This is a genomic window from Christiangramia aquimixticola, from assembly GCF_048285835.1.
Classification (GTDB): domain Bacteria; phylum Bacteroidota; class Bacteroidia; order Flavobacteriales; family Flavobacteriaceae; genus Christiangramia; species Christiangramia aquimixticola.
Genome location: NZ_JBLVTL010000003.1, coordinates 418026 through 444120 on the forward strand (window position 1 = coordinate 418026; position 26095 = coordinate 444120).

A 26095-nucleotide genomic window follows, 5' to 3' on the forward strand; every position below is an offset into this window, starting at 1 on the left:
CAGAAGATTGCAGAAAGCCAATTGATGACCACAACCGTGTATTTGACCACATGGAAAAACATCAGGGCTTACATCCGGAAAAATCCATAGATGAAGATCCGGAATGGGCTCATGAAGACCGAAATCTTGAAGATATCGCTGATCCCCACAGGAAATACGATAGTAAAAAATCTGATTTCTACGATAGGCGGGAATTTCATAAAAGAAGATAAATAAATAAAGGAGGCTAAAAACCTCCTTTATTATTTCTCCCCCCTCCTACTTTTCTTCTAAAATTGTATCTTGAAACATTTTAAAATTCTAACCACTTCAGTTTATATTTATATGAATAAAAGAGTTCTGCAGCTGCTGTTAGTGATATTCACTATCAGCGCTTCTTCACAAACTATTGATTTAAATCTTCTTAAAAATAAAACCCCGCGAAATATTGGTCCTGCCGGGATGAGTGGACGGGTAACTTCCATTGATGTAGTTACTTCTAATCCGGATATTATGTTTGTAGGAACTGCCTCCGGCGGATTATGGAAATCTACCAGCGGCGGGATCAAATGGGATCCGGTATTTGATGATCAGGTAACCGCTTCTATTGGGGCGGTGGCCATACAACAATCCAATCCCTCTGTGATCTGGGTAGGAACGGGAGAAGGAAATCCCCGAAATAGTTTAAATGGCGGTTACGGGATCTTTCGTTCCCTTGATGGCGGAAGATCCTGGAAAAACATGGGACTGGAAAAGACGAGACACATTCACAGAGTAATTATACATCCCGATAATCCTGATATAGTATATGTAGCAGCCATTGGATCTCCCTGGGGAGCACATGAAGAAAGAGGAGTTTATAAAACTACTGATGGTGGAAAAACCTGGAAAAAAACACTATATCAAAATAAGTTAACCGGTGCTGCCGACCTGGTAATGGATCCAAACAATCCCAATAAATTAATCGCTGCCATGTGGGAGCATAAAAGAGAACCATGGTTCTTTAACTCCGGAGGTGAAGGCTCCGGGATGTTTATTACTCACGATGGTGGTGAAACCTGGCAAGAAAAAACTGCAAAAGATGGACTCCCTAAAGGAGAATTGGGTAGAATAGGACTGGCAATTTCAGCATCTAATTCAGATATAGTTTATGCACTGGTTGAAGCCAAAAAGAATGCGCTTTATAAATCTGAAGATGGCGGATTTTCATGGGAAATGATCAATGACAAGCCTGAAATAGGTAATCGCCCCTTTTATTACAGCGATATTTTTGTAGATCCAGAAAATTCCAACAGGCTATATTCAGTCTTTACTTATGTACATGTTTCAGAAGATGGAGGTAAAAGTTTTGAAGAACTCATGCCGGCTTATGGAGTTGATAATGGTATTCATCCAGACCATCATGCCTGGTGGATACATCCTACTGATGGTAGTTTTATGATGGATGGTAACGATGGCGGATTAAATATTACCCACGATTACGGTAAAAGCTGGAGGTTTGTTGCGAACCTGCCTGTTGCTCAATTCTATCATATTGCAGTTGATAATGAGTTTCCATACAATGTTTATGGAGGAATGCAGGATAATGGTAGCTGGAGAGGTCCGGCTTATGTGTGGAAAGACCAGGGAATCAGAAATTCTTACTGGCAGGAAATAAGTTTTGGGGATGGTTTTGATGTGGTACCAGATAAGGATGACAGCAGATATGGCTGGAGCATGAGTCAGCAGGGATATGTTAGCAGGTATGATCATGTTACCGGTAACAACTATACGGTACGTCCAACGCATCCTGATCCTAAAACCGACCTTAGGTTTAACTGGAATTCGGCGATCAATGACGACCCTTTTGATAATAATACGCTCTACTTCGGAAGTCAGTTCGTTCACAAAAGCACCGATAAAGGTCTTACCTGGAAAGTAATTTCGCCAGACCTGACCACCAACGATACTCTCAAACAAAAACAGATGGATAGCGGTGGTTTGACCATCGATGCCACAGGTGCTGAAAATTATACCACTATTCTGGTCATTGAACCATCTCCGGTTGAAAAAGGAATGTTGTGGGTTGGAACAGATGATGGCAAGGTACACTATACCAGAGATGGAGGAAATACCTGGAACGATGTTTCAAATAATCTTCCGGGTTTACCTGATGGTTCATGGATCGTACAAATAAAAGCAAGTAAAAGCAATAAAGAAGAGGCATTACTGGTAGCGAATGATTACCGACGTTTTAACTATGAACCTTATGCGTACAGAACTAAAAATTACGGAAAGACCTGGGAAAGAATAGTTGATTCCAAAGATGCTCAAAGTTACGCTTTAAGCATTATTGAAGATCCTGAAGTAAAGGAACTAATGTTTCTGGGAACCGACGATGGTTTATATGTATCATTCAATGCCGGGAAAAACTGGCAGAAATATACCAATGGATTCCCAACTGTTCCTGTCAAAGACCTTGTAATTCATCCCAGAGAAAATGATCTTGTAATTGGAACGTTTGGTAGGTCGGCCTGGGTGTTGGATGACCTTAGACCCTTCAGGGAGCTTGCAACCAATAATAATTTATTCGAAAAGAAATTAGAATTATTCACCCCTCCTACTGCGTACCATGCAGCCATTCAGCAGCCAACCGGTAGCAGATTTGGTGGTGATGCCTTATTTCAGGGAGCCAACAGATCAACAGGAGCGCGAATTAGTTATTATATCAATATCTCTAATGATCCTAAAGCGGAGAATAAGTCTAAAGGTAAAATCAAAGAGATCACTAAGCCTACTGAAAAGGAGCTAAAAAAAGATGAAAAGGACTCACTTACTTTAAAGATTTTCGATGGAGAGAGACTTATAAGAACCCTGAAACAGAAAGCCCCGGACAGTTCAGGAATTTATACTTTAAAATGGAACCTGGACCAAAAAGGAGCTGACAGGCCGTCCCGAGAGATTAAGGAAAATAAGTCTGAACCGGGAGGCGTATTAGTTAAACCAGGTTCATACAGGCTGTTACTTGAATATGAGGAGGTCACTTCAGAAGAATCTATAACCGTAAAATCTGATCCACGTTTAGATGTCTCAGAGAAGTATATCGATGAGGTGTATACAACTTCGAAAAAGCTCGAGAACATGCAACAAATCGCTGCAGATGCCGTAAAACAGCTAGTTGAAAGCAAAGATATTGCCGAAAAATTTGAAGCAGATCTTAAAAAACTTCCGGAGGCTGAGAGTGAATACGAGTCAGAGCTTAAGGATATTGAAGAGATCAAAAAAGAAATCGAGGAGCTTATCGCATTGTATCTTGGAAAAGAGGACGATCGCCAGGGAATCACTCGGAATAAAGAAACTAGTGTCCTTACCAGATTAAGAACTGCTCAGGGTTATGTGCAAAGCAGGCCTGCGGGAATTACTTCTACCGAGCATACTCTTATAAAGCACGCAGAAGATGAGTTAAGCGATGCGTTAAAGGCTACCAATGAGTTTTACAAAGAGAAGTGGCCAGATTTCCAAAATGAATTGGAGAAAGTAAAATTACCGAGATTTAAGGATATAAAAAGTTTTAGTCTGGAATAAACAAAAAGAAAGCCCTTCGATTGAAGGGCTTTTTTATTTCTGATCTTCACATTTCTAAATTATACCTATTTGCTCAGAATGGGAAATCGCTTTATCACTATTCGCAAAATAGCAGGTAGCAACATTCATACTTTCAATATTTTTCAAAACTTCCTGAACTTTTGGCTTAGGGCTTTTACCTGTTTGCCGTATGTAAATTGCCTGCACATTCATTGGAAAGGTTTTACAAATACGTTCATATAAAAATGGATCATGCTGAGAGTCGTCTCCAAGCAACACATATTGCAAATGCGGGTAAAATGAAATAATATCTTTGATCTTTATAAATTTATGGTCGTGATTTCCCCTCCCCGTTTGCAGAAAATCCCTTAAGCCGGTTTTGATGTTTTTCAATTTTATGACTGCTTCCGGCAATCCATGCATATCGGCAAATTCCGTGATAAAATCGTATAAATTCCATTCACTACTCGATACATAAAAAAACGAGTTAAACGCGTCTTTTTTATCCTGGCCTGAGTTGCTCAGGCGCTGATAATGCCTAACCACATCATTAAAAATTTTACGCTTCTCAATGTTCTTGGAAAGCATTACATAGAGTTTTTTAAAAAAACTGTTGCTATGGGAGACCAGGAAGGTGTCATCTATATCTGAAATAATGGCGAATTTCCCAGGATAAGGTTTTAATAATTTACCTTTTTCGATCATCCCAAAATCGAACATCTTACAGGTAACTTGATATTCGTGCCAGCCGGGTTCCAGATCATCTGTATACGGAACCGTAAACCGGAAGTATCCATCTTTCTGGGTTTTAGTGGTCACCTCCAGATCCCTGAATTTCAGCTTTACTTCATAATTTGGTAAAGGCTTTATCCTGAACTTATGGATGATCGCATAAGTGTGTTTGATCCCTCGCCTATCGATCCTGTATTTATCAGGGGCCCAGGATTCAAAGAGATGACCAAACACTACAAGTTCCTCTTTATTAACATATCCACGGTATAACTTAAGATCCAGTTTCAAAATATTGGCCTTTTTTTAAAATTCCTTCTCTTCCAAAATACTTAATTTTAAACATCCAATAAAAAGCTTTATATGAATTTTAAGGAAGTTCTGCTGGTAGTAAATCCCATTTCGGGAGATTCTAACAAAAAATATATTATAAATACCACTCAGGAAAAGGTGAAGGAGCAAGGAGCAAATTTCCACCTTTTTACAACTACCGGGACTAATGATATTGAAAAAATTCGCCAGCGAATCGCTGAAAATAATATAGAAAGAGTTTTGGTGGCGGGCGGTGATGGCACCATTAATCTGGTGGCAGAAGCTATCAAGGACATGGATATCTCTATGGGAATTATCCCGGCCGGTTCGGCAAACGGGCTTGCCGTAAACTTGCAGTTGCCAGAGAATGTTGAGGACCAGGTAAATATTGCGCTGGGAGATAAATCCATAAAAATGGATCTTGTGTGTTTAAACGATATCATTTGTTTGCACATTAGCGATCTGGGAATCAATGCAGAACTTATAAAAAATTACGACGAATCTTCTATTCGAGGTAAAATGGGGTATCTTATCCAATCTATTCCAACCCTCATAAAAAGCAATTATCCTTTTCATTTTAATATTCGAACCCCTGAGGGCACTAAAGAAACTGAAGGTATACTTTTAGGAATTGCGAATGCACAGAAATACGGTACCGGAGCAAACGTAAATCCCGGCGGAAAAGTTACCGATGGAAAATTTGAGATCCTGATCTTCAAAAAGTTTAGTTTCTCAGAAATTTTAAAAACGCTGAGAAATGAAACTGATTTCGACCCGGAGGTTATCGAGATATTTTCAACAGACGAAGCAGTTATAACCTGTAAGAAACCGGTTGCTTTTCAAATAGACGGGGAATACATTGGAGAAAGTACAGAAGTAAAGGTTAACATCCTGCCTCAAAAATTACAAATATTGGTGCCGGAAAATTTTATTGAGTAGTTACAACCGGCAAATAAACTTCCGCCTTCCAGCTAGGTGCATTGATATCACTCTTAGGATTATTGAAGAAAATTTCCAGAGGCAGTCCGCTTGTAGTAAATCCTTCTTTCTCGGCTTTGTTCATAAGATCATACCAGGCAAAATCTGAACTGCGATAGTTCCCGTTATAGATCGCTTTTAAAGAAGTTGTTGCCTTATATTGCTGGAAATTCACCCTATGATCGGGTTTAATATCCTGAGCCAGATTAACCGGAAAACAAAAATCAAAATCTATTATGTTTTCATCCCGGTCCCAGCGGGTGATCTTTACAAAAGGATAGCCATTAAGCTTCAAATCATGGTCCAGTAAAAAATCTTCCAGAGGCACGATATCGTTCACCATTTGGGAGGCTTTTTGGGAAACCTTGATATTGGAGGCAGATCTGCAAATACAATCCAGAGATGGAGAGTAAACAATACTATCCAAAAGCTGCACCTTGTAATCCTGTTGCTTTGTTCTTAATTTCTTACCAAAGTCGGTGAATATTCCACTTAAAGAATCAACAAATTCCCCTTTTGAAAAAGGATTTAAAACAGCCAGTCTATTCTTTATTCGATCGTTGGACCTCACATATAAATAAACATCTGTTGTGCTATCATTCAGTCTTTCCAGTTCCCAATGCAAATCCAGCTCATCCTTTTCAAAATCTATTTCCTGATCCAGGATTTGATAAGGTTCAGATTGCAAATTTTTAATATCGGGAGAGCTATTGAAAACTGAGAATTCTCCAAGAGATTTTAATTCATGATAGACCACTCCTGGGCCATATTTTGCTTGAAAATGAAACCGGTAATCGTATTTTTTTATAAAAAGAAACCAGACCAGACCAAGCACGAGTAGGAATAGCACTGTACTTAAAACTTTCTTCATAGAATTATTTGGAAGCTATTTCAGTTTGTGATGACTCGGCGGTCATATCCAGTTTATTCACTACATAATTACCAAGATCCTTACCTTGGTCCAACCCTACTTCTATAGCCGATCTGTAGTGAATTCCTCCATATAATCTGCTGTTCGCAGCTTCTTCAGAAGCATGTTTGAAAGATTTGAACGATCTAACGGGAAGCCCGTATTCAACTTCAGTATCATCATCAAAAGCGAAATCATCTCCAAAAATATCTGTTAGTGCAATTGCTGCTGCCCCGGATACTACCGAGTGTCCACTGGTATATTCAGGAAAAGGAGGAGTTTGAAGGACAGAGGTCCAGTTTTCATCAATGTATTTATTGATCAGCGTTTCCGGTCTTACCAGGCTGCTACGGTATTTTTCATCCCAGCAACTAATAAAACCATCGGCAAGAGCAATAGCTGTTTTAGAATATGCATAGACAGATTTGTTGAAGTCGGCATTATCTTTTTTGCAGGCAATCTTTACTATTCCCATCCAGTGACCTCCAGGAGTGATCTTTTTGGTGGCAAACATCAAATGGCCTCTAAGAATAGATACATAAGGATTACAATCCCAGAATTTCGCGATCTCAAGTTTTTCACTATTGGCTTCATCTGCCGCGATCTCTTCCCTGATATTATAAACCTCCATCAATTCGGTATGAAATCTTGACCCTTCTTCCAGTGAAAATTCCGGTGGAGGAACAGGTTTAAACTGGTTTGCCGATTCGATAGCAAATGGCCTTATCTTCATCCAATGCGGCTCAATCCCATCCATATAAGAAGGAGGGGTTGGTTGCCAGCGACTTTCATCATCGGTAATAATGGAAAATTTAGGCATGGTACGCGTCTCGGCATAATTATCCTTTTTCAGCCAATTTCTTATGTGAGCAGCCACTTCCTGTCCATAAGCTTCAGAAGCAAGGAACTGGTCTTCATTAATATTTTTCCATTTATTGAATAAGCTGTCGCGCTTAACCGTCATTTTATTTTCAGAAAAAACCAGATTGGTTCCTATCTCATAAAACGCCACAAGAGCGGCAACTTTTGGATTAATGTTTTCTGAAGCTGCTGGCGCAGGAATTTTTTCAAGATCGGTTAACTGGCCTGCAAGTGATTTGTAGCTCTCGTCGAACTGAGCCATTACCTCGTAGGCTGCAATATTGGAATAGGCATACACCCTACTGGCCACCGGCGGGGAGAAAATATCATGAACCATTGTTTTGCTAACATTATCGTTAGCAGCATGAAAATCTTCCGCAGTGACTACGATTTCTTCTTTCTTCGAATTACAGGATTGGATAGTTAATCCAATAAAGAAAATAAAAAAGTATTTAAAATTTGAATTCATAGACTTCAGCCTTTGCATCATTATAAGTGATCAATAAATAAGGTTTGTCACCAACATGAATTATAGAAAAATCTTTAACAGATTTTTGTGATAAATTTAAATCAATTTCATCAGAATGAAGAATTTTACCCGGGTTTAACATCAAAGCCCCTCCAAATGAATCGAAACGTCCGTGGTAAGGGGTGACTCCGAAATAATTCCCTCCTAAGAGCACTTCATTTTTTCCATCCTTATTAAAATCAAAAGCAAGCATTGCCCGAATGGGCGCAAGTTGTAATTCTGATTCAAATTCCCTGAAGGAAAAGCCATTGCCGGTATTTTTGAGATAACCAGAAGCCAGAGTATGAACCTTGAATAATTTGGCCGAATCCAGTTCCTCTTTACTAAAGATCTCTTCCACGCTTTTACCTGCAAAATCGCTGTACTGCGTGAATCTTTTTCTTATGAGATCATTAAGCTGGGAAGCCAGTTCATCCAGACCATACAGAAAATAATACTTCTCCCCTTTCTTTGTTGCCAGTAAGGTTTCCGTAAGTCCGTTCTTATCGAAATCTTTATAATACATCAAAAGCGGACTCTCTGCCGAAGCTTTTAGTTTAGTATTCAGACCCCAGTTTCCTAATAAATAATCTGGATCACCATCCTGGTTTATATCAAATTCAATGACCTTTTGCCAGAGTCCGTTAAGTTGACTCCCATTTTGAATTGTATTTTTTCTTTTATAAACAGCATTTTCATTTTCCAGAAATACAGGCTCCATCCACTCTCCGACTACGATCATATCCATATCGCCATCAGCATCAAAATCTGTCCAGATCATATCGTTTACCATCCCTAATTGAGAAAACAGATCTTTCTGAACTTCGGTAAATCTTCCATTTTCATTTAGAAGAAGATGTGAAGCAGGGATCGCCCCGTAATTATAATTCTTTGCATTGGAACCAATAAAGACATCCAGGTCACCATCTCCATCGAAATCCTCTGCCTTTAAAACAGACGAGTTATCATAAAATTCTGGAAATAAACTGTCTCTGGAAAATTCTCGGTTTTCATTGGTGCTATATAATCTTTCCGGTAAGTACTGGCTCTTACCAACAGATTCCCCTCCACCGGAAGCGATAAGAATATCCGGAAAGGAATCATTATTAAAATCGGCGATCTCAACACTAACATCCTCGGTCAGGGAGTCGGCAGCTATATTTTTAATTTGCTTCTTTTCAAACCTGCCCTGTCTCTGATAATAAATTACAGCAGGTTTAAAGCGTGAACCTCCAAAGAATATGTCGTCTTTCCCATCATTATCTATATCTGCAACCTTAACCGCAGGTCCAAGATCTGATAATTTATGTGGAATCAATTTTTGAGCATTAAAATCATTATACAGATTTTCCTCGTGAGTAAAATCAATTCCAAGGTCATTTTCTACCCTCACAAAATTTCCGCCTTTCTTGGCATGAAATAGTTTTTTAAGATCGGCATTCTCATTGGCATCTTTTAAATAAAGCGTGAGAGTTTGATTGCTCTTAAGTGCAGAAAGCTTTTGCATTTTGCCATTGGGCCAGATCAATTTTAAAGAGTCTATCCTGTTTCCCTTTTTTAAGCCGAAATGCAAAACAGGTTCTGAGGATGACTGGTAACTTTTTGTGGTATATAACTGACGAAACTGCGGCCCATCTGAAGTATACAGAATTGCTTTGGCTCCAATTCCATGAGTGTTAGCAGTCGCAGATTTAAGTTTGATCTTTAGATAATCCCCTTCAGCATAATTATTTACATAGATATGCGCAGGACTATTCAGGTTATTGGTTATGATGTCCAGATCCCCATCATTATCAAGATCTCCGTAGGCAACTCCTGTAGAAATGATAGAGTCATTTTTTATCCAATCCAGAGACCGGTTTGTAAAACTTCCATTTCCTGAACCTTTGAAAACATAATTCGTAACTGCGCCGGATGGCATTTTTTCAAGCACCTCATTATCTACCAAAGTAGTTTTATCCAGCTTATTCTGAATTTGCTCATTGGAAGTATACTTTACATAATCCAGATCGTTAGGTCTTTTAGGGATACCATTGCTAATAAAAAGATCCTGCACTCCATCCAGATCAAGATCGGCAAAAAGAGGTCCCCAGCTCCAGTCTGTAGCAGCGACTCCGCTCATTAAGGCAGTTTCGGCAAAATACTCACCTCCTTTATTGATCTGAAGCATATTCCGGGTATACTGCGGATGGTATCCTAATTTCTCAATTCGAAACTTATCAAGGTTCACATTATCGTCCCCGGCAGAAGATTTTAAAACCTTTTCATCTTCGGGAAGCATGTCCAGTGAAATCAGGTCCATGAAACCGTCATTATTAACATCGGCAGCATCATTACCCATGGAAAATCTCGAGGTATGTCCAAATTTATCTTTTAAGCTTTCTGTAAAGGTTCCATCCCCATTATTCAGGTAGTAGTAATCATCTTCATGAAAATCGTTCCCTATATAGATATCTGTAAATCCATCATTATTAAAATCGGCAGTACTTAGTCCTAAACCATATGAATTTGCACCCCCGTAGATCCCGGCTTTTTCACTGATGTCGATAAACTTCCCACCTTCGTTCAGCAATAACTTATCTCCACTTTCATAAACCCGGTTGTTGCGAATACTTGCGGGACCAAAAGATTCGGTAGTATGTACGGCATGATTTAAAATATAAACATCAAGGTCCCCATCGTTTTCAAGATCGAAGAATGCAGCCTGAGAAGAATAGGTATCAAGGTCTAAACCATATTTAGCGGCACTTTCAGTAAAAGTATTATCGCCGTTATTGATAAATAATTCGTTATGACCACGGAAGCCGTTTACTCCAACAACTGCTGAAACATAAATATCCAGGAATCCATCTCCATTCACATCGGCCATAGTAGTCCCGGTATTCCAGGTGCTATTTCCCTCAACCCCGGCAGTAGCCGTGATATCCTCAAATTTAAGCCCGCCTTTATTCAGAAATAATTTGTTCTTGACCTGATTGCCCGTGAAGTAAACATCCGGCAGGCCATCATTATTTATATCTCCAATACTAACGCCACCTCCATTATAATAATAGAGATAATCAAGTATGTTCTGATCCCGGGTTTCGGTTAACTGATTGGTGAAATTAAGCCCGGAACTGGCCGGCTCCGGATTATCAAAAAAGGTATTTTCTTCCTTTTCTTCACAGGACAGCAGCATCAGGATCGAAGAAAAAAGTAAAAATTTAAGGCTTGCTGACTGCAAAAATTCGGGGTTTTTCATCGTTAATAGCGGCAATTATAAAGGTCTTACCATTTTTGTTCTTTATTTTCTCAAGGAACTTTACCTCGCTTTTTACATGGAATCCACTTTGCGCAAAATCCTGCCATTCAAAGTTCATCTTTCCATCTCCCAGAAGTACACTTCCATAGCCGGCATCCAGTCTTGAAAACTGAGGTTTGAATTCAAAATCATTCCCACCCATTACGAGGTCAAGGTTTCCATCATTATTAACATCTGCACAGGTAATTCCACAAACACAGGAAAATTGTATTCTCCCGGGAAGTTTTTTGATCTCAAATGAACCATTCCCATTATTAATAGCGATCACAGTTTTTGAGATACTGGCTTCCTTGACAATGGAATTTTGAATTTTTTGTTTCGGCATCAATTCCTGAATGGTCTTTTTTGCATATTCTGATGCTTTGAGGTTCTCCTTCTTTAAGAATACAAGTTGTGAGATCATTTCCTTTTTCATGTGAATAGGATAATCCTTGCCATCTCTTTGCTGAGTAACAATCTGTTCGATAGTCCCATTATCATCAAAATCGTTCACCCACATTTTCATAGGGTTTTCAAATGATGTCTCGTAAGAAACATTCGCTCCTTTATTCCCCAGAATAAGATCCATATCCCCATCGTTATCCAGATCTGCAGCTTCCAGAGTATTCCACCATCCGGTATATTTATCCAGGGCATTTTTTAAAGCGCTGAGCCTTCTTCCGGAATTGGTATAAATTTTTGGAGCACCCCAATCTGATACAGTGATAAGATCTTTTTTACCATTCCCATCTATATCTTCCCAGATAGCATCTGTGATCATTCCGGCATATTTTACATCATAGGCAATTCTTTCAGTCGAATTAACAAATTCCCCATTCCCGCGATTTTCAAGAAACAAATGCTGCGGATCAATTCCATAATTTACGGCTACACTTCTGGAACCAACAAAAACATCTATATCTCCATCATCATCAAAGTCGTGAGGAGCTATTACAGCGACATTTTGGTTTACAGATGGTAAAATGGTCGTGGAAGGAGTAAACTTCCCGTTACCATCGTTTAAATATAAACGAGGGCGATAATTCTTTTCTTCTCCAACCTCATTCCCTCCGGAACCAATCATGAGATCAATATCACCGTCCCCATCGGCATCAAAGAATGCGGCAGAAGTATCCTCAAACATAAAATCTGAATCCAGCGCCGGCTGAGCTTTCTTTTCCAGATTTCCATTGCCTTTGTTCAAGTAAATGATTCCCGGCTGTTGCTTGGCTCCACCAATAAAAACATCTTCATTTCCATCATTATTTATATCTCCAACTGCCATTGCCGGGCCTTCCTGAGATAACTTTTTATAGATCATTCCTTCATAATCGAAATCGGTATATGGATTCTCCATGTGTTTTTCCATGGATTTATTCGGAATTTCGGTGAGAAAAGTTTTAGGGGCTTTCGGCTTCTTTGGAATAAATGTTTCTAAAGCAGCTTTATGTTCCAGCACCAGGGTCTGGTTTACTTTTACATCTTTTAAAAGCTGAGTTTTATTATCTGGCCAGATCACACGTAAGGAATCCAGTTTTTTAACTTCTCCCAATCCTACACTCAGCACATAATCCATAGAAGACTGGAATCCTCGTGAAGGATTCTCTTCCTGCAGGATGATCTTATCATCCACATACATTTTCAAAGTAGTTCCAATACCAAACTGATTCTTTTCACTACCATTCAGTTTTACTCTCAGGTAATTCCGGCTTTCCAGTTTTTCAGCATTGTTACGGTATATGAAAGACGGCATATTCACATTATTTACCACCAGATCAAGGTCTCCGTCGTTATCAAGATCTCCATAAGCACAACCATTAGAGAGACTTGGCATTCCCAGACCCCATTCTTTAGCCATGTCTTTGAATTTCAGGTTTCCCTGATTTTGGAAAGCATAATTTGGTAAAGGTGTTACCGGCATTTTATTGATAATAGAGTCTATTGCCTCTTTCTTTCCCGTAAGGGCCATTTTTTGAATGATCTCGTTCGCAAAAAATTCAACGAAATCCAGATCGGTTAGATCGTGATTTATTCCATTGGTAACAAAAATATCGCGGTTTCCATCATTATCCATATCAAAGATAAGTCCAGCCCAGCTCCAGTCTGTACTTTCAACTCCACTAAAATGTGCTATTTCAGAAAAGGTATTATTCCCATTGTTTAGCTGAAGTGTGTTATGAATATACTGCTGAAAAAAATCTTTACTCTGCTTCAGTTTAAAAACATTATAACCTTCAAATTCCATTACAGATTTTACCCGCTCTTCAGTATCCGGCAACATATCTGTAATAAAGATATCGGCCAGGCCGTCATTATTGATATCCGCCATATCCACACCCATCGCCGAAAGGCACAGATGCTGAGTCCAGTTCTCAATGTCTTCAGTAAAAGTTCCGTCCTGATTATTGATATAGAGATAATCCCTTTCGTAAAAATCATTGGAAACATAGATATCGGGATAGAGATCATTATTAAAATCACTAACCATAACCCCAAGCCCAAAGCCAATCAAACTTCCGTAGATATTGGCCTCTTCGCTAACATCTACAAATTTTCCATCATCATTACGAAGTAACATGTCTCCAACGCCTCTGAATATCTTAGGAACACCTTCCCAATCCTGAGCTCTTACGTTACGCTGTTCTGCAAATCCAAGACTACTAACGGGGATGTTACTGTTATTCAAAATATAGGCATCCAGGTCACCATCCTTATCATAATCAAAAAATGTAGCGTGGGTACTAAAACCTGTTTCGGCTAGGTTGTATTCTTTAGCCTGTTCAGTAAAAGTGAGGTCCCCGTTGTTGATATAAAGGTCGTTATCATGGTTATCCCCTTCCATATTCCCGGCATTACTCACATAAATATCCAGTAAACCGTCATTATTGATATCCACCATATTCACCCCGGTAGACCATGGTTTATTTCCCTGTACTCCTGCAGTTTCACTTATATCTTCAAATTTGAAGTTCCCTTTATTCAGGTAAAGTTTATTGGGTTTCATATTGGCTGTTAGATAGATATCCGGCAAGCCGTCATTATTGATATCCCCAATGGCTACTCCTCCACCATTATAGAAATTACGGTATTTGAAAATATTAAAATCAGGCTGATTTTGAACTTCATTAATAAAGTCAATTCCGGTTTCTTCTGCACTCATTTCTGAAAACAAGGCATTCTCCGGACTGTTATAGGCCGAATTATTTTCCGGTTCTACTTTATCGTCAGACTTACAGGAAAATATGACTGAAGCAGCCACAAATCCAATAATATTCAAGTATGATCTTTTTTTCATCATTTGATCACTTATTACTTTTTAGTAGCAATGGTTTCCCATTGTTAAAGGTTACAATAAAATGTTGTTGATTATTGATACAGATCTTTTTAATATCCCGGGCTGGTCCCTGGATATTTGGCAAGTCTTGAGAAGGATAAAAACTACCTTTTCCATCATTTAATAACAGACTCCCATGAGAAGCATCTAATCTACCCAATTGAGTACTAATTTCATAGTTATTTCCTGCCAAAAGGATATCTTCGAATCCATCCCCGTTAAAATCATATTTTTGAATTGCGAAAATCGCAGAAGCCTGAGCTTCCATTGGAAGAACATGTTTTTTAAATTCTCCGTTGCCAAGATTTTCAAAATAGCAACTGGCCAGTTCTGTTACCTTTTTCCGTAAAGATTTTTCAAGCTTATCCTTTGGAAATATTTCAGAAAACTCTGCATTGGCAAAAGCTTTATATGTATTGAACTTTTTCTTTAAACCGGGCATTTGTTGATCGAGCTCATCTTTGGAAGAAAATACCGTTTCTTCTCCTTTATAAAAATAGGAGATTACCGGTTCTTCAGTACCATTATCATCAAAATCATTGAGATACAAATTTATTGGCTCTTGTGATGTTGCGGTTAAACGAGTATTAAATCCCCAGTTCCCGGCTATAACATCGAGATCACCGTCATTATCAAAGTCCGAGATTTCAAGACTGTTCCACCAACCTGAATTATCATCCAGATTACTTACCAGTTTTTTAAATTCCTGCCCTATAATATTTAGATAAATTTGCGGGGAGATCCAATGTCCTGTCACAACCAGATCTTCATATCCATCGGCATTATAATCTGTCCATTTAACATCCTGCACCATCCCTAAAGAATCTTTGAACAGATCTGCAGTTACATCTGTAAAATTACCCTTTCCGTTATTTTTAAACAGATAGGAAACTGGATCTTTCCCAACCTCACCGGGAACTATATTGGCAGCTATAAAAATGTCCGGGTATCCGTCTTTATTAAAATCAACTTTTGAAACATTTGAGGCATTCAGACTAACATTTTTAAAATTTAGACTATCCAGAATAAAACCATCTACTGTATTCAAATATAATTTAGGTTGCAGGGCTGGTCCCTGCTTAAATTCATTCCCTCCACTTACCACAAGCAGATCAAGATCGCCATCCTGTTCTACATCCAATAGTAACTGAGATGTATTTTCCGAAATAGCATCCTTTTCAAAAATCTGATCGGTGTTTGTAATAAATGTTCCACTTTTAGACTGATACCATACTTGTAATGGCTGTGATTTACCACCTCCAAAAACTAAATCTTCCAAACCATCAGCATTTAAATCGCCCACACATAGCCGGGGCCCAAGATTGGAATAGGCGAAAGGAGCCAGTATTTGCCGGTTAAAATCAAGAGTACTTTGCTCGGTATGCGTATAAGAAATATCAAAATTTTCAACTTTAAGTAATGCCTTTGTGCCGGACGGCTTATTTGCAATGTTTGATGTTTTCCCATCATACTCCACTTCCAGAATTGAGCTAGCCTTTATGTTCTTTACGGTGGTATATTTTTTATTCCCCCAATTTATTTGAACCGAATCAACTTTTTTATAATTCCCTAATCCAAAATGAAGTCCCGGCGCCAACGAGGACAGGTATCCCCTGCTCAGGTAATGCTCCTGCATTTGAAGTTCACCATCTTTAAATACCGTGACTTTCGCACCAATTCCAAATCTGTTCTTTTCCGGACCTTTCAATAGAACCTTCAAATAATTTGAAGTTTTCTTTTCTTTATTAAGTGTGTTTTCAAAAATTCCAGCTGGTGCGTCGGTATTATTTACTACCAGATCAAGGTCTCCATCATTATCCAGATCAACATATATACTTCCGTGGCTAAAACCCGCTTCATCGTTTAACCAGGTGTTGCTTTTATCCTCAAAGCCCTGAACTCCTGAATTCCGATAAATAAAATTCTTTACTTTCTTTTCCGGAAGTTCCCGGGTAAGGTTGGTTAAATCTACATCTTCCCCTTTACTCAATTGAGCCTGTATCTTATCATTGGATATGAATTTAATATAGTCCATATCGTTGGTGGCACCCTTGATCCCATTGCTGATAAATAGATCCTTTAGGCCATCATTATCAAAATCGGCAAAAAGAGGACTCCACGACCATTCGGTGGCGGCAATGCCTTTTAAAAAGGCAGTTTCTGAAAAAATTAGATCCCCTCGATTTTCATGAAGGGTATTTTGCATGTATTGCGGAGAAAAACCATTTCGTAAAAAGTTGGAGTAAGTCTGAAATGGGAATTCCAAGCCTGAAGTTTTATAGGTCTTTAGATCTGCGGGCAGCATATCCAGAGAAACAATATCTGTAAAACCATCATTATTAAAGTCGGCAATATCATTCCCCATTGAATAATGGGTGGTATGTCCAAGACTTTCAGGATTGGTGGTGATAAGGTCTTTAAAACTACCGTCCTGTTGATTTATATACAGATAATCATTTTCAAAAAAGTCGTTCCCTACAAAAATATCCGGATACCCGTCATTATTAAAATCACCAACTCCCACTCCTAAACCATAACCAATTATGCCTTGAAAGATTCCGGTTCCTTTGGAAACGTCTATAAATTTACCGTCTTCATTTCTGAATAATCTGTCCCCGGCTTTTGGGTCGAAACTTTTCCGTTTGTTCCCATTCCCATAATTTTTATTGGGATGTATGGAATGGTTTAGCAAAAACATATCAAGGTCTCCATCCTGATCGTAATCCAGAAAAACCGACTGAGTGGAGAATCCACTGAAATCTAGTCCATATCGTTCAGCACTTTCCTGGAACTGTGGAATTCCGCTGGCATCTACCCCCTTATTAACAAACAGCAGATTATGCCCTTCCAATCCCAGAATCCCGGAAACTTTGGATACATAAAGATCCATAAGGCCGTCATTATTGATATCAACATTACTCACCCCGGTGGTCCACCCGGTTTTATTATGTATTCCGGCAGATCCGATAATCTCTTTAAATTTAAAATCACCCTGATTAAGATACATTTTATCCTCTCCTTCATTCGACGTAAAATATAAGTCGGTTAACCCATCCTGATTATAATCGGCTGCAGCCACCCCGGCGCCATTGTAGTAGTACAGGTAATTAAGAATATTCAAATTGGAATCCTCATCCAGCTGGTTGGAAAAGTCAATATTTGTCGTGTTGCTGTGATGCTGAACAAACAATGTATCGGGTTCATGATCACATGCAGATAATAGAAGAATAAGTACCTGTAAATATGTGAGCCTAATGGCTTTAATCATGGTTAAATTCCTTGTAGAGCTGTGCGGAAAGATAAATATTTTTTAACAATTATATAACAAAAAAAGAGGACTAAATAGCCCTCTTTTTTTGTTGAAAAATTCAAGTATTAGTAGCCCGGATTCTGAGTTAAATTCGGGTTCAAAATAAGTTGACTTGAAGGAATTGGAAATTTATTTCTGGTTTCATCACCCACCGCAGACGGAGACTTTAAAGTCCAGTCTCTGGTAAACTCACCAAAACGAATTAAATCGTTTCTTCTCCAGAATTCCATATATAATTCTCTACCACGCTCTTCAAGAAGATCACTTTCAGTAACCGTAGCTAATGGAGTAGCTTTTCTTAAAGTTCTAAGTTCATTAACCATAGAAGTAGCGTCCCCACCAGATCTCATAATTGCTTCCGCTTTCATAAGGTAAGCATCAGAGAATCTGAAGAAAATTTCATGCTCGGTGAATGCACCGTAGCGAGGGTTATATTTGATTGTTCTAATTCCAGTGGTCTCACTGTTATTGATCAAACTTACTTCCCCATCAAGGTTAGTGAATTGCTTTTTGAAAGTTAACGGATTACCACTTCTGTCGTTTAACGGTGTTCCATCATAAGCATATTGCTGGTTAATTAAGAATCCAAATCCAACACTTGAACCATCTGCGTATCCATCATTATTAGCATCTACTGCTCCATCGAAAGATCCGGCAGCCAATCCAGAAGGAGGAACAAATCCTCTTCTTTCTTCCTGACCATCTAAAGGCTCTCCTTCTGCAGTTCCACGGTTACTGTTTGGATCTCCCTCGAACATATTATAAAAATCGGCTAAGGTTGAGAATCCATTCCATCCCCCACCTGTTTGATCTGGAGCCTGGTTGTAGTGTAAACCATTCCAGATTCTGTTTCCAACAGCAGTAGGGATAAACCAGATAGTTTCTCTGTCTAATTCTCTTCTGAAGATATCGAAATAACCTTCTTCAAGCCCGTAACCTTCAGCACTAATTTCATCAACAAGTGTAACTACACGACTCATATCAGCATTATCTGGTGCAGTTTCCAAGTACACATGCTTATTCAAAAGAACTTTTGCCAATAAATACTTGGCAGCTGCTTTTCCTGGTCTGGAATTCGCAGCAGAAGCATCTCCAATTCCGGATCCCGGACCTACAGTTGGTAAGCCAGAAATCGCAGCATTAAGATCTGCTACAATTTGATCTACAGCTTCCTGACCTGTAAGTACAATAGGATCTTCAAAAAGCGGTGCTTCAGGATCTCTTACCGGTACCTGACCAAAATTGTCTAAAATTACCCACATACCAAGAGCACGTAAAAAATGAGCATTTGCTTCCTGCTCCGGCGTGCTGTTAGTCATATCAGAAAGGATTTGAGCTCCCTGAAAATGCAATGTGTTCCATTGATTCCATACATTCAAAATGAAGGAGTGATCTGGTCTCCAATCATGTTGATGTAATTGACGCCATATACCGTTATCACCCCAGTCTGAACCACGGGTTGGTACTACAGCCTCATCTGTTGTTACTTCACTAAGGGCATACAAGTTTGCCTGATCACCTATATAACCTCTTAAGCTGTTATAAGCGTTATCCAGGAAGGATTCCGGATCACTAACTCCCTGAAATCCTGTTTCACTTGCATCTTTTATTATCGAATCAGTTCCCTCAATTTCCAAGTCGCTACATGATACCACGGTACCACCCATCAGAACAATTCCGAGAAGCAACTTCAACATATTTTTAGGTTTCCTAATATTATTCATTGTCAATTTTATTTAATTAAAAACTTGCGTTAAGTCCGATTGATATAGTTCTCGGTCTTGGATAAGACGCATAATCTATACCTGCAGTAGGTATAGCTGAAGCATTTAACGATCCGGTATTCGTTGAAATTTCCGGATCTAAACCACTATAATCTGTGATAAGGAAAAGATTCTGTCCTATTAAACTAAGACGTAAAGACTTTAGGAAACCATCTCTATTAACATCCATATTATATCCTATAGACGCAGATGTTAACCTTACGAAATCTCCACTTTCAAGGAATCTTGTTGAAACCGCTACAGATGATGCAGGGTTCTCATTTGTTGCAATCACATCCTGGGTTACGTTCTTACCAATAAGCAATGCACTTTTAGTATAGAAGGCATTTTTGGTCGCATTATATACGTGGTAATCAAATTGTCCATTAAAATAAGCTGCAAAATCAAAATTCTTATAACGAGAATTAAGAGAAAGACCAGCATTCCAATCTGGAACTGCATCTTTACCTACAAAGAATTTATCAGCATCAGGATCTCCTACACCGTTTCCATCGAAATCGAAATAGGTTGGATTTCCATCCTGATCAAATCCTGTAAACTCGGCCATGTAATATGAAAATAAAGGCTGACCTGCAGTTAGCTGCTGAGCAAAAGCTCCCGTTAAACCATTACCTCTAATAGCTCCGGTTGGAATAGTAAAAGGTGTATCCTGAACTTCGTTGTGGTTATAAGCAACATTGAAACTTGCTGAGAAACCAAAATCCTCTGTTTTTACGAAATCATAATCCAGAGAGAATTCCATACCCTGATTCACTACTTTACCTTCTGTAAGGTTACTAAATACTACTTCACCATTACTTGGAGCTGCAGTTTGTCTAGCTAGTAATAAATCATTGGTGATTTTACGGTATAGGTTAAAAGAACCTGATAAACGATCATCGTTAAATCCAAAATCTATTCCTAAGTTAAGATCTGTTGTTTCTTCCCATTTAAGGTCCGGGTTTGGATCACCTACGATGAAAGTACCTGGTGCAGGTAAAACATTTAGGTCATTACTAATTCCACCACCAGCAGCTCTTTCACGCTGTACAAATCGTCCATATCCTAAACCTTCCTGGTTACCAACAATACCAGCTCCTAAACGTAGTTTAAGAAGGGAAATATTGTCACCAATAAAGTCTTCTTTATGTAATTGCCAAGCAAATGCTCCTGAAGGGAAATAACCATAACGATTATTTTCTCCAAACGTAGAAGAACCATCGGCTCTAAATGTTCCGGTGAATAAGTACTTCTTAGCTAGAGTATAATTTGCACGAACAAAATATGATTGTAATTCGTCATAATTGTCAAAGAAGTTATTCAGAACAAATGCCGGAATTGGTCTTTCAAAGTTTGAAGGCAATTCTGTAGAAGAGAAGTTCGGGAAAATCTGGTTTAAGTAAGTACCATCTGCTCCATATCCAAATGCAGCATAATTATCCACAACTCCAGTAACGTTTTTGTAAGCCTGGCGAAGTTGCCCTGCCATTCCACCTAAATCTGTTGTATTAAATCCAGCACCGGCGGTACCAAATCCATCTCTCTGGAATTTCTGGTACGAATACCCGGCAATAACATCAAGAACTGAATTATCAAAATCTTTTAGATAATTAAGTGTAGCCTCGAATAAAGTGTTTTGCTGATTATAGGTGCTATAACTACCTCTACCAATTCCAGAAACACCGTTAAGACCAATTACATCTGAACTAAAAACAGAAGTCGTTTCTGAGTTCAAATCGTCAAAACCAAAAGTTCCTTTGGCTGTAAGGTCATCTGTTAGCTTATATTCAGCTGAAAAATTTGCTAGAAATCTGTCTGATTCAGAAAGACCTTGGAAATTATTCAATAAACTAACCGGGTTTAACACATTCCCTCCAGGATTAAAATCTGCATCTAAAGGAGCAGTTGGGTTCTGAGTAATAGAAGCACCAATTAAATCTCCGGTAGAACCAGCTACCCCAGAAATTGGAGCTCTTTCTTCATCTACTCCTGAAATCGATAATTGTGCACTTAAAGTTAGTTTATCATCAAACAATCGATGTTGTGCATTAAGTCTACCAGATAAACGTTCAAGTGAAGTATTTTCAACAATACCTTCCTGATCTGTATATCCAAAAGAAGCTCTTACGTTTCCTGAGTTATAACTTTTAGAGTAACTAACATCTGTGGTATTTGAAAAAGAAGAACGCGTGTAGAAATCCTGAAAATCTGAATTAGCTCCAAAGTCTAATTCTGAAGGATTTCCTCCTACACTTTGAATAGCGTTCAAATAAGCCTCTCTGTCTAAAAGATCATATTCACTTGCCGGAGAAGCAAAACTAAAAGTAGTGTTTAATTCAAATACACCTTTTCTACCTCTACCTCCTTTAGTTTGAATAATTACTACCCCATTAGCACCTCTGGAACCATAAATAGCAGTTGCAGACGCATCTTTAAGGATAGATATACTTTCAATATCATTCGGGTTAAGGAAGTTTAATGGGTTCTTTTGTCCTGAACCACCAATTCCTGCAACATCTGTTTCTGGAGCTGCACCACTTGTTAATGGCACTCCATCCACTACGAATAACGGATTGTTTCCCGAACGTATAGAGTTAGTACCACGAATTCTAATATTTACTCCTGCACCTGGTTCTCCCGAAGTTTGAGAAATTTGTACCCCGGCTGTTTTACCCTGAATAAGTTCTTCAGGAGATGCAATCACCCCTTTGTTGAACTCTTCTGAAGTAACCGATGATACTGCTCCGGTTGCATCCTGAACAGTAGTGGTACCGTAACCAATCAATACGACCTCTTCAAGCTCTGAAGCATCAGATTCCATATTAACATTTATCACAGATCTACCATTCACCCCAATTTCCTGAGTAACATACCCAATGAAACTATAAATCAACACCCCATCTTCTGGGACATTGTTTAAAGTATAATTTCCGTCAAAATCTGTTGTTGTACCGTTGTTCGTTCCTTTTACAGCAACGGTGGCGCCCGGTAGCGGACCACTTTCATCTGTGATTGTTCCAGACACAGTTTGCGCTTCTGCCATACCGAAGGAAATAAGTGCTCCGATAAACAAAAGGCTCCTGAAAATCATTTTTCTCATAAGATTATAGTTTTAGTTGGAATCTATTTAGCTCGCGCTAAACGCAGCTAAATTTATGCAAAATATAGTTAACACAGTAACTTAACTTTTGAAAACACCTTATTTTACGGTAGCTTAAATCCTTTTTACCTGAATTTTTTGACCTATTTTTTAATTATTCCGTAAAATTTTATAAATCTGTTAACAAAAAATATGAATCAATAGAAATATTACATATTTCATAATTGATAATTTTTTACTAACAATTGTTGATAAATCTTGTTTTTTAAGGGTTTTAAAGAGAATATTATAAAGACATAGCCTTTCCGTTCCCTAATTCATCCACTGGTCCACAAGGGATATATTGTCCAGGAATTGGATCATACCATAAGACATTTTCACCAACCTGCTCACTGGTCTTCCATGCCCATATTCCCATTTGTCTAACATTCGACAAATAAGCATAAGCTCCGGCATCATCATCTATTTTCACCTCAGACTCGGCGTCCTGAGCATCCTGCGTCTCTGAATTTCGTTTCATATATTCCTGCTGTACCGCGGGAGTTGCCTTCAAATATTTTTTGACGATATTCTCAAAATCTTCTTTTTTCCCTTCCTCTGGCGATTTATCAAATTCTTTCTGAAAAGCCCTTGTAAACGCATCTGCCGAATGACGGAATTTCTCTGCTCTCTCAGGATCTGCGACCTTATCCATATATTCATCAATAAACTGAGCGATATTTAAATCTGAAGCTCCCGGGGTATCGGTAGCGGGTAAAATCACATCAAGAATCTGTTTTAAAGCAAAACCATGGGATGCGCTTAAATAAGTTGGCTGCCAGTCGTATTCATGTTCATTTTTGCAACTTTGCAGTAAACTGAAGGCTGAAGGGCCTACTATAAAAAGTCCTGCACCAAGACCAATATTCTTTAAAGCCTGTCTCCTTTTCATATCAATATTTTTAAGCGTTTGATTTTTTAAAATTTTTCGCAGCATGGTCTGCAGCTCTCGCGGTCATGGCCATATAGGTTAATGAAGGGTTCTGGCAACCTGCAGAAGTCATAAATGATCCATCTGTAACATACACGTTTTTCGCTTCGTGAACCTGGTTATTCCCATTAAGGACAGATGTTTTAGGATCTCTTCCCATTCTGGCCATTCCCATTTCGTGGATTCCAAGTCCAGGAGCACCAATATCATCGTATCCCTGCACATCTTTGAAACCTGCTTTTTCAAGCATTTCCACAGCCTGGTTCACCATATCCCTACGCATTTTTAATTCGTTCTCTTTGAACTCAGCATCAAAAGTTACTGTTGGTAATCCCCATTCGTCTTTCTTATTATAATCCAGAGTCATTTTATTCTCATGATATGGCAATGTTTCACCAAATCCCATAAGTCCCATGTTCCATCCTCCGGGTTTTGTAATCGCTTCTTTCAATTCCTGCCCATAAGCTGCTTCCGCAATACTTTCAGACCAGTTAGTTCTGCTGGCTCCTCCCTGATATCCATAACCTCTCAAGAAATCCACTTCGCTTTTGCCATTTAGATTTCTAAATCTTGGTAAATATATACCGTTAGGTTTACGGCCTTTATAATAGGAATCATGAAATCCATCATAGTTTCCGGAAGCCCCGGCTTTAAAATGGTGGTCCATTACATTATGTCCCAGTTCCCCGGAATCGTTTCCTAATCCATCAGGAAATCTATCAGATTTTGATTGCATTAAAATGCTGGTAGAAGCCACGGCAGAAGCACATAAGAAAACAACATTAGCTTTAAACTCCATGGTTTCCTTGGTTTCAGCATCAATAACCTTAACCCCGGTAGCTAGTTTGGTATCGGGATCGTATAAAACCTCACTAACAATGGAGTTTGGCCTTAAGGTCATGTTCCCGGTTCTTTCAGCAGCAGGCAAAGTAGAAGAATTACTACTAAAATATCCTCCATAAGGACACCCACGAATACACCTGTTTCTAAATTGACATTTAGAACGTCCCTCAAATTTTTTATCTCCGGTAATATGAGCTACCCTTCCGGAAGTCATTACCCTCCCATCAAATTTTTCAGCTATGCTTTGACGTAAATGATCCTCAACACAGTTCAGTTCCATAGGAGGCAGAAAATTACCATCAGGCAGCTGACTTAATCCTAGCTTTTCACCACATACACCTATGTAAGATTCTACATAATCGTACCATGGCGCGATATCTTTATATCGAATAGGCCAGTCTACGGCGATTCCCTCTTTTTTATTCGCTTCGAAATCAAGGTCGCTTAACCGGTAACTGTGACGCCCCCACATGATGGATCTACCTCCAACATGGTAGCCGCGCATCCAGTCGAAACGCTTGGTTTCATTATAAGGATGTTTTATATCATCAACAAACCAGTGTTTACTGGGTTCTGATACAGTATAACCGGTTCGTGCCTGCTTGTACTGGCGCTTTTTTTCTTCTTTGGGAACTTCACCTTTAAACTTATAATCCCATGGATCATCATTCATTGTTGGATAATCCTTAACATGCTCCACCATTCTCCCACGTTCCAGAACCAGAGTTTTAAAACCTTTTTCTGTCAACTCCTTTGCTGCCCAGCCGCCGCTGATACCGGTACCTACAACTATAGCGTCATAAGTATCATTTTCGTAATAATTACTCAAAATATATGCTGTTTTAATTTGAATTTAGCTCCTATTCCATCAAATATATAAATATATGGGTAGAATTTTACATCTTTAAAAAAAAGCATACATTTAAATTTCAAATTTTATAACCACCAAAAATCTTAACTGTAACGTCTGTTATGAACCGAAAAATTTTCAGGGCTTTTAGCCTACTCCTCGTTATTTCATTCACCCTATCGTTTACGTCCTGCAAAGAAAACACTGGAAATCAGGAGTCCAATATTGAAGCTGAAGCAAGCAACAAGGAAAAAGATTCCCTTTTCTTTGAAATTTCACTCGCACAATGGTCGCTTCACAAGCTTATTTATGATGGTGAACTTGATGCGATGGATTTTGCGAAAAAAGCAAACAGCATGGGCTTTACAGGAATCGAATATGTAACAGGATTTTATGCTGAACGAATCAATAATGCAAAAGACCCGCAAAAGGAAATGCAGATCGTACTTGACAGCTTAAAAAGTAAAAGTGAAAGATATAATGTGGAGAATCTTTTGCTCATGATTGATGGAGAGGGTGACCTTGCCGTTACCGATTCGGTTGCCAGGAACACAGCAGTAGAAAATCATAAAAAGTGGATAGATGCTGCCGCTTATTTGGGATGTCATTCCATTAGAGTAAACTTATTTGGTAGTGATAACCGGGAGGAGTGGAAAAACAGTTCTGTGGATGCTTTATCCAAATTAGCGAAATATGCCGCAGATAAGAACGTGAATGTACTGGTAGAGAATCACGGTTACCTTTCTTCTGATGCCGACCTCCTGGTGAACGTTATGAAAGAAGTTAATATGGAGAACTGTGGAA

14 protein-coding genes are annotated in these 26095 nt (G+C 38.8%); 4 read left to right on the forward strand and 10 right to left on the reverse strand.

From position 1 onward, the window contains the following. A partial coding sequence (locus tag ACNKXV_RS08835; RefSeq protein ID WP_417907347.1) for a hypothetical protein occupies positions 1 to 212 on the forward strand: 212 nt, incomplete at its 5' end. 112 nt (positions 213 to 324) lie between these two features. Beyond that, complete coding sequence (locus tag ACNKXV_RS08840; protein ID WP_417907431.1) at positions 325 to 3543, forward strand: WD40/YVTN/BNR-like repeat-containing protein; 3219 nt, start codon at positions 325 to 327, stop codon at positions 3541 to 3543. A gap of 54 nt (positions 3544 to 3597) precedes the next feature. Here the strand turns inward: ACNKXV_RS08840 and ACNKXV_RS08845 are convergent, their stop codons facing one another. After that, the gene (locus ACNKXV_RS08845; protein ID WP_417907348.1) at positions 3598 to 4563 is read right to left on the reverse strand and encodes an App1 family protein; all 966 of its coding nucleotides are present in this window, start codon (positions 4561 to 4563) and stop codon (positions 3598 to 3600) included. 72 nt (positions 4564 to 4635) lie between these two features. Between ACNKXV_RS08845 and ACNKXV_RS08850 the strand changes: the two genes are divergently transcribed. After that, on the forward strand, positions 4636 to 5523 hold the full coding sequence (locus tag ACNKXV_RS08850; RefSeq protein ID WP_417907349.1) for a diacylglycerol/lipid kinase family protein: 888 nt from the start codon (positions 4636 to 4638) through the stop codon (positions 5521 to 5523). Here the strand turns inward: ACNKXV_RS08850 and ACNKXV_RS08855 are convergent. The 9 genes from ACNKXV_RS08855 to ACNKXV_RS08895 all read right to left on the reverse strand — a co-directional run bounded on the left by ACNKXV_RS08855 (position 5513) and on the right by ACNKXV_RS08895 (position 25270). Then, entirely contained in the window at positions 5513 to 6433 is a 921-nt protein-coding gene (locus ACNKXV_RS08855; protein ID WP_417907350.1) for a GyrI-like domain-containing protein, read from the reverse strand. The genes ACNKXV_RS08850 and ACNKXV_RS08855 overlap by 11 nt on opposite strands. 4 nt (positions 6434 to 6437) lie before the next feature. Continuing rightward, a complete protein-coding gene (locus tag ACNKXV_RS08860; RefSeq protein ID WP_417907351.1) occupies positions 6438 to 7802 on the reverse strand; it encodes a vanadium-dependent haloperoxidase in 1365 nt (454 codons plus the stop codon). Further along, positions 7786 to 11064, reverse strand: coding sequence for a VCBS repeat-containing protein (locus tag ACNKXV_RS08865; RefSeq protein WP_417907352.1), 3279 nt, complete (start codon positions 11062 to 11064; stop codon positions 7786 to 7788). Before ACNKXV_RS08865 ends, ACNKXV_RS08860 begins: the two co-directional genes overlap by 17 nt. Then, positions 11045 to 14416, reverse strand: a complete 3372-nt coding sequence (locus tag ACNKXV_RS08870; protein ID WP_417907432.1) for a VCBS repeat-containing protein — start codon at positions 14414 to 14416, stop codon at positions 11045 to 11047. Before ACNKXV_RS08870 ends, ACNKXV_RS08865 begins: the two co-directional genes overlap by 20 nt. 7 nt (positions 14417 to 14423) lie before the next feature. Beyond that, positions 14424 to 17723: a VCBS repeat-containing protein gene (locus ACNKXV_RS08875; protein WP_417907353.1), complete on the reverse strand. Its 3300-nt coding sequence runs from the start codon at positions 17721 to 17723 to the stop codon at positions 14424 to 14426. A 107-nt stretch (positions 17724 to 17830) separates the two neighbouring features. After that, positions 17831 to 19489 (reverse strand): RagB/SusD family nutrient uptake outer membrane protein, encoded by a 1659-nt coding sequence (locus tag ACNKXV_RS08880; protein WP_417907354.1) that lies wholly within the window; start codon positions 19487 to 19489, stop codon positions 17831 to 17833. A gap of 16 nt (positions 19490 to 19505) precedes the next feature. Further along, complete coding sequence (locus ACNKXV_RS08885) at positions 19506 to 22628, reverse strand: SusC/RagA family TonB-linked outer membrane protein (protein ID WP_417907355.1); 3123 nt, start codon at positions 22626 to 22628, stop codon at positions 19506 to 19508. A 286-nt stretch (positions 22629 to 22914) separates the two neighbouring features. Further along, entirely contained in the window at positions 22915 to 23559 is a 645-nt protein-coding gene (locus ACNKXV_RS08890) for a gluconate 2-dehydrogenase subunit 3 family protein (protein ID WP_417907356.1), read from the reverse strand. A 10-nt stretch (positions 23560 to 23569) separates the two neighbouring features. Further along, a complete protein-coding gene (locus tag ACNKXV_RS08895) occupies positions 23570 to 25270 on the reverse strand; it encodes a GMC oxidoreductase (RefSeq protein ID WP_417907357.1) in 1701 nt (566 codons plus the stop codon). A 143-nt stretch (positions 25271 to 25413) separates the two neighbouring features. Here ACNKXV_RS08895 and ACNKXV_RS08900 point away from each other — a divergent pair. Continuing rightward, positions 25414 to 26095: sugar phosphate isomerase/epimerase family protein (locus ACNKXV_RS08900; protein ID WP_417907358.1), on the forward strand; the 682-nt coding region annotated here is incomplete at its 3' end.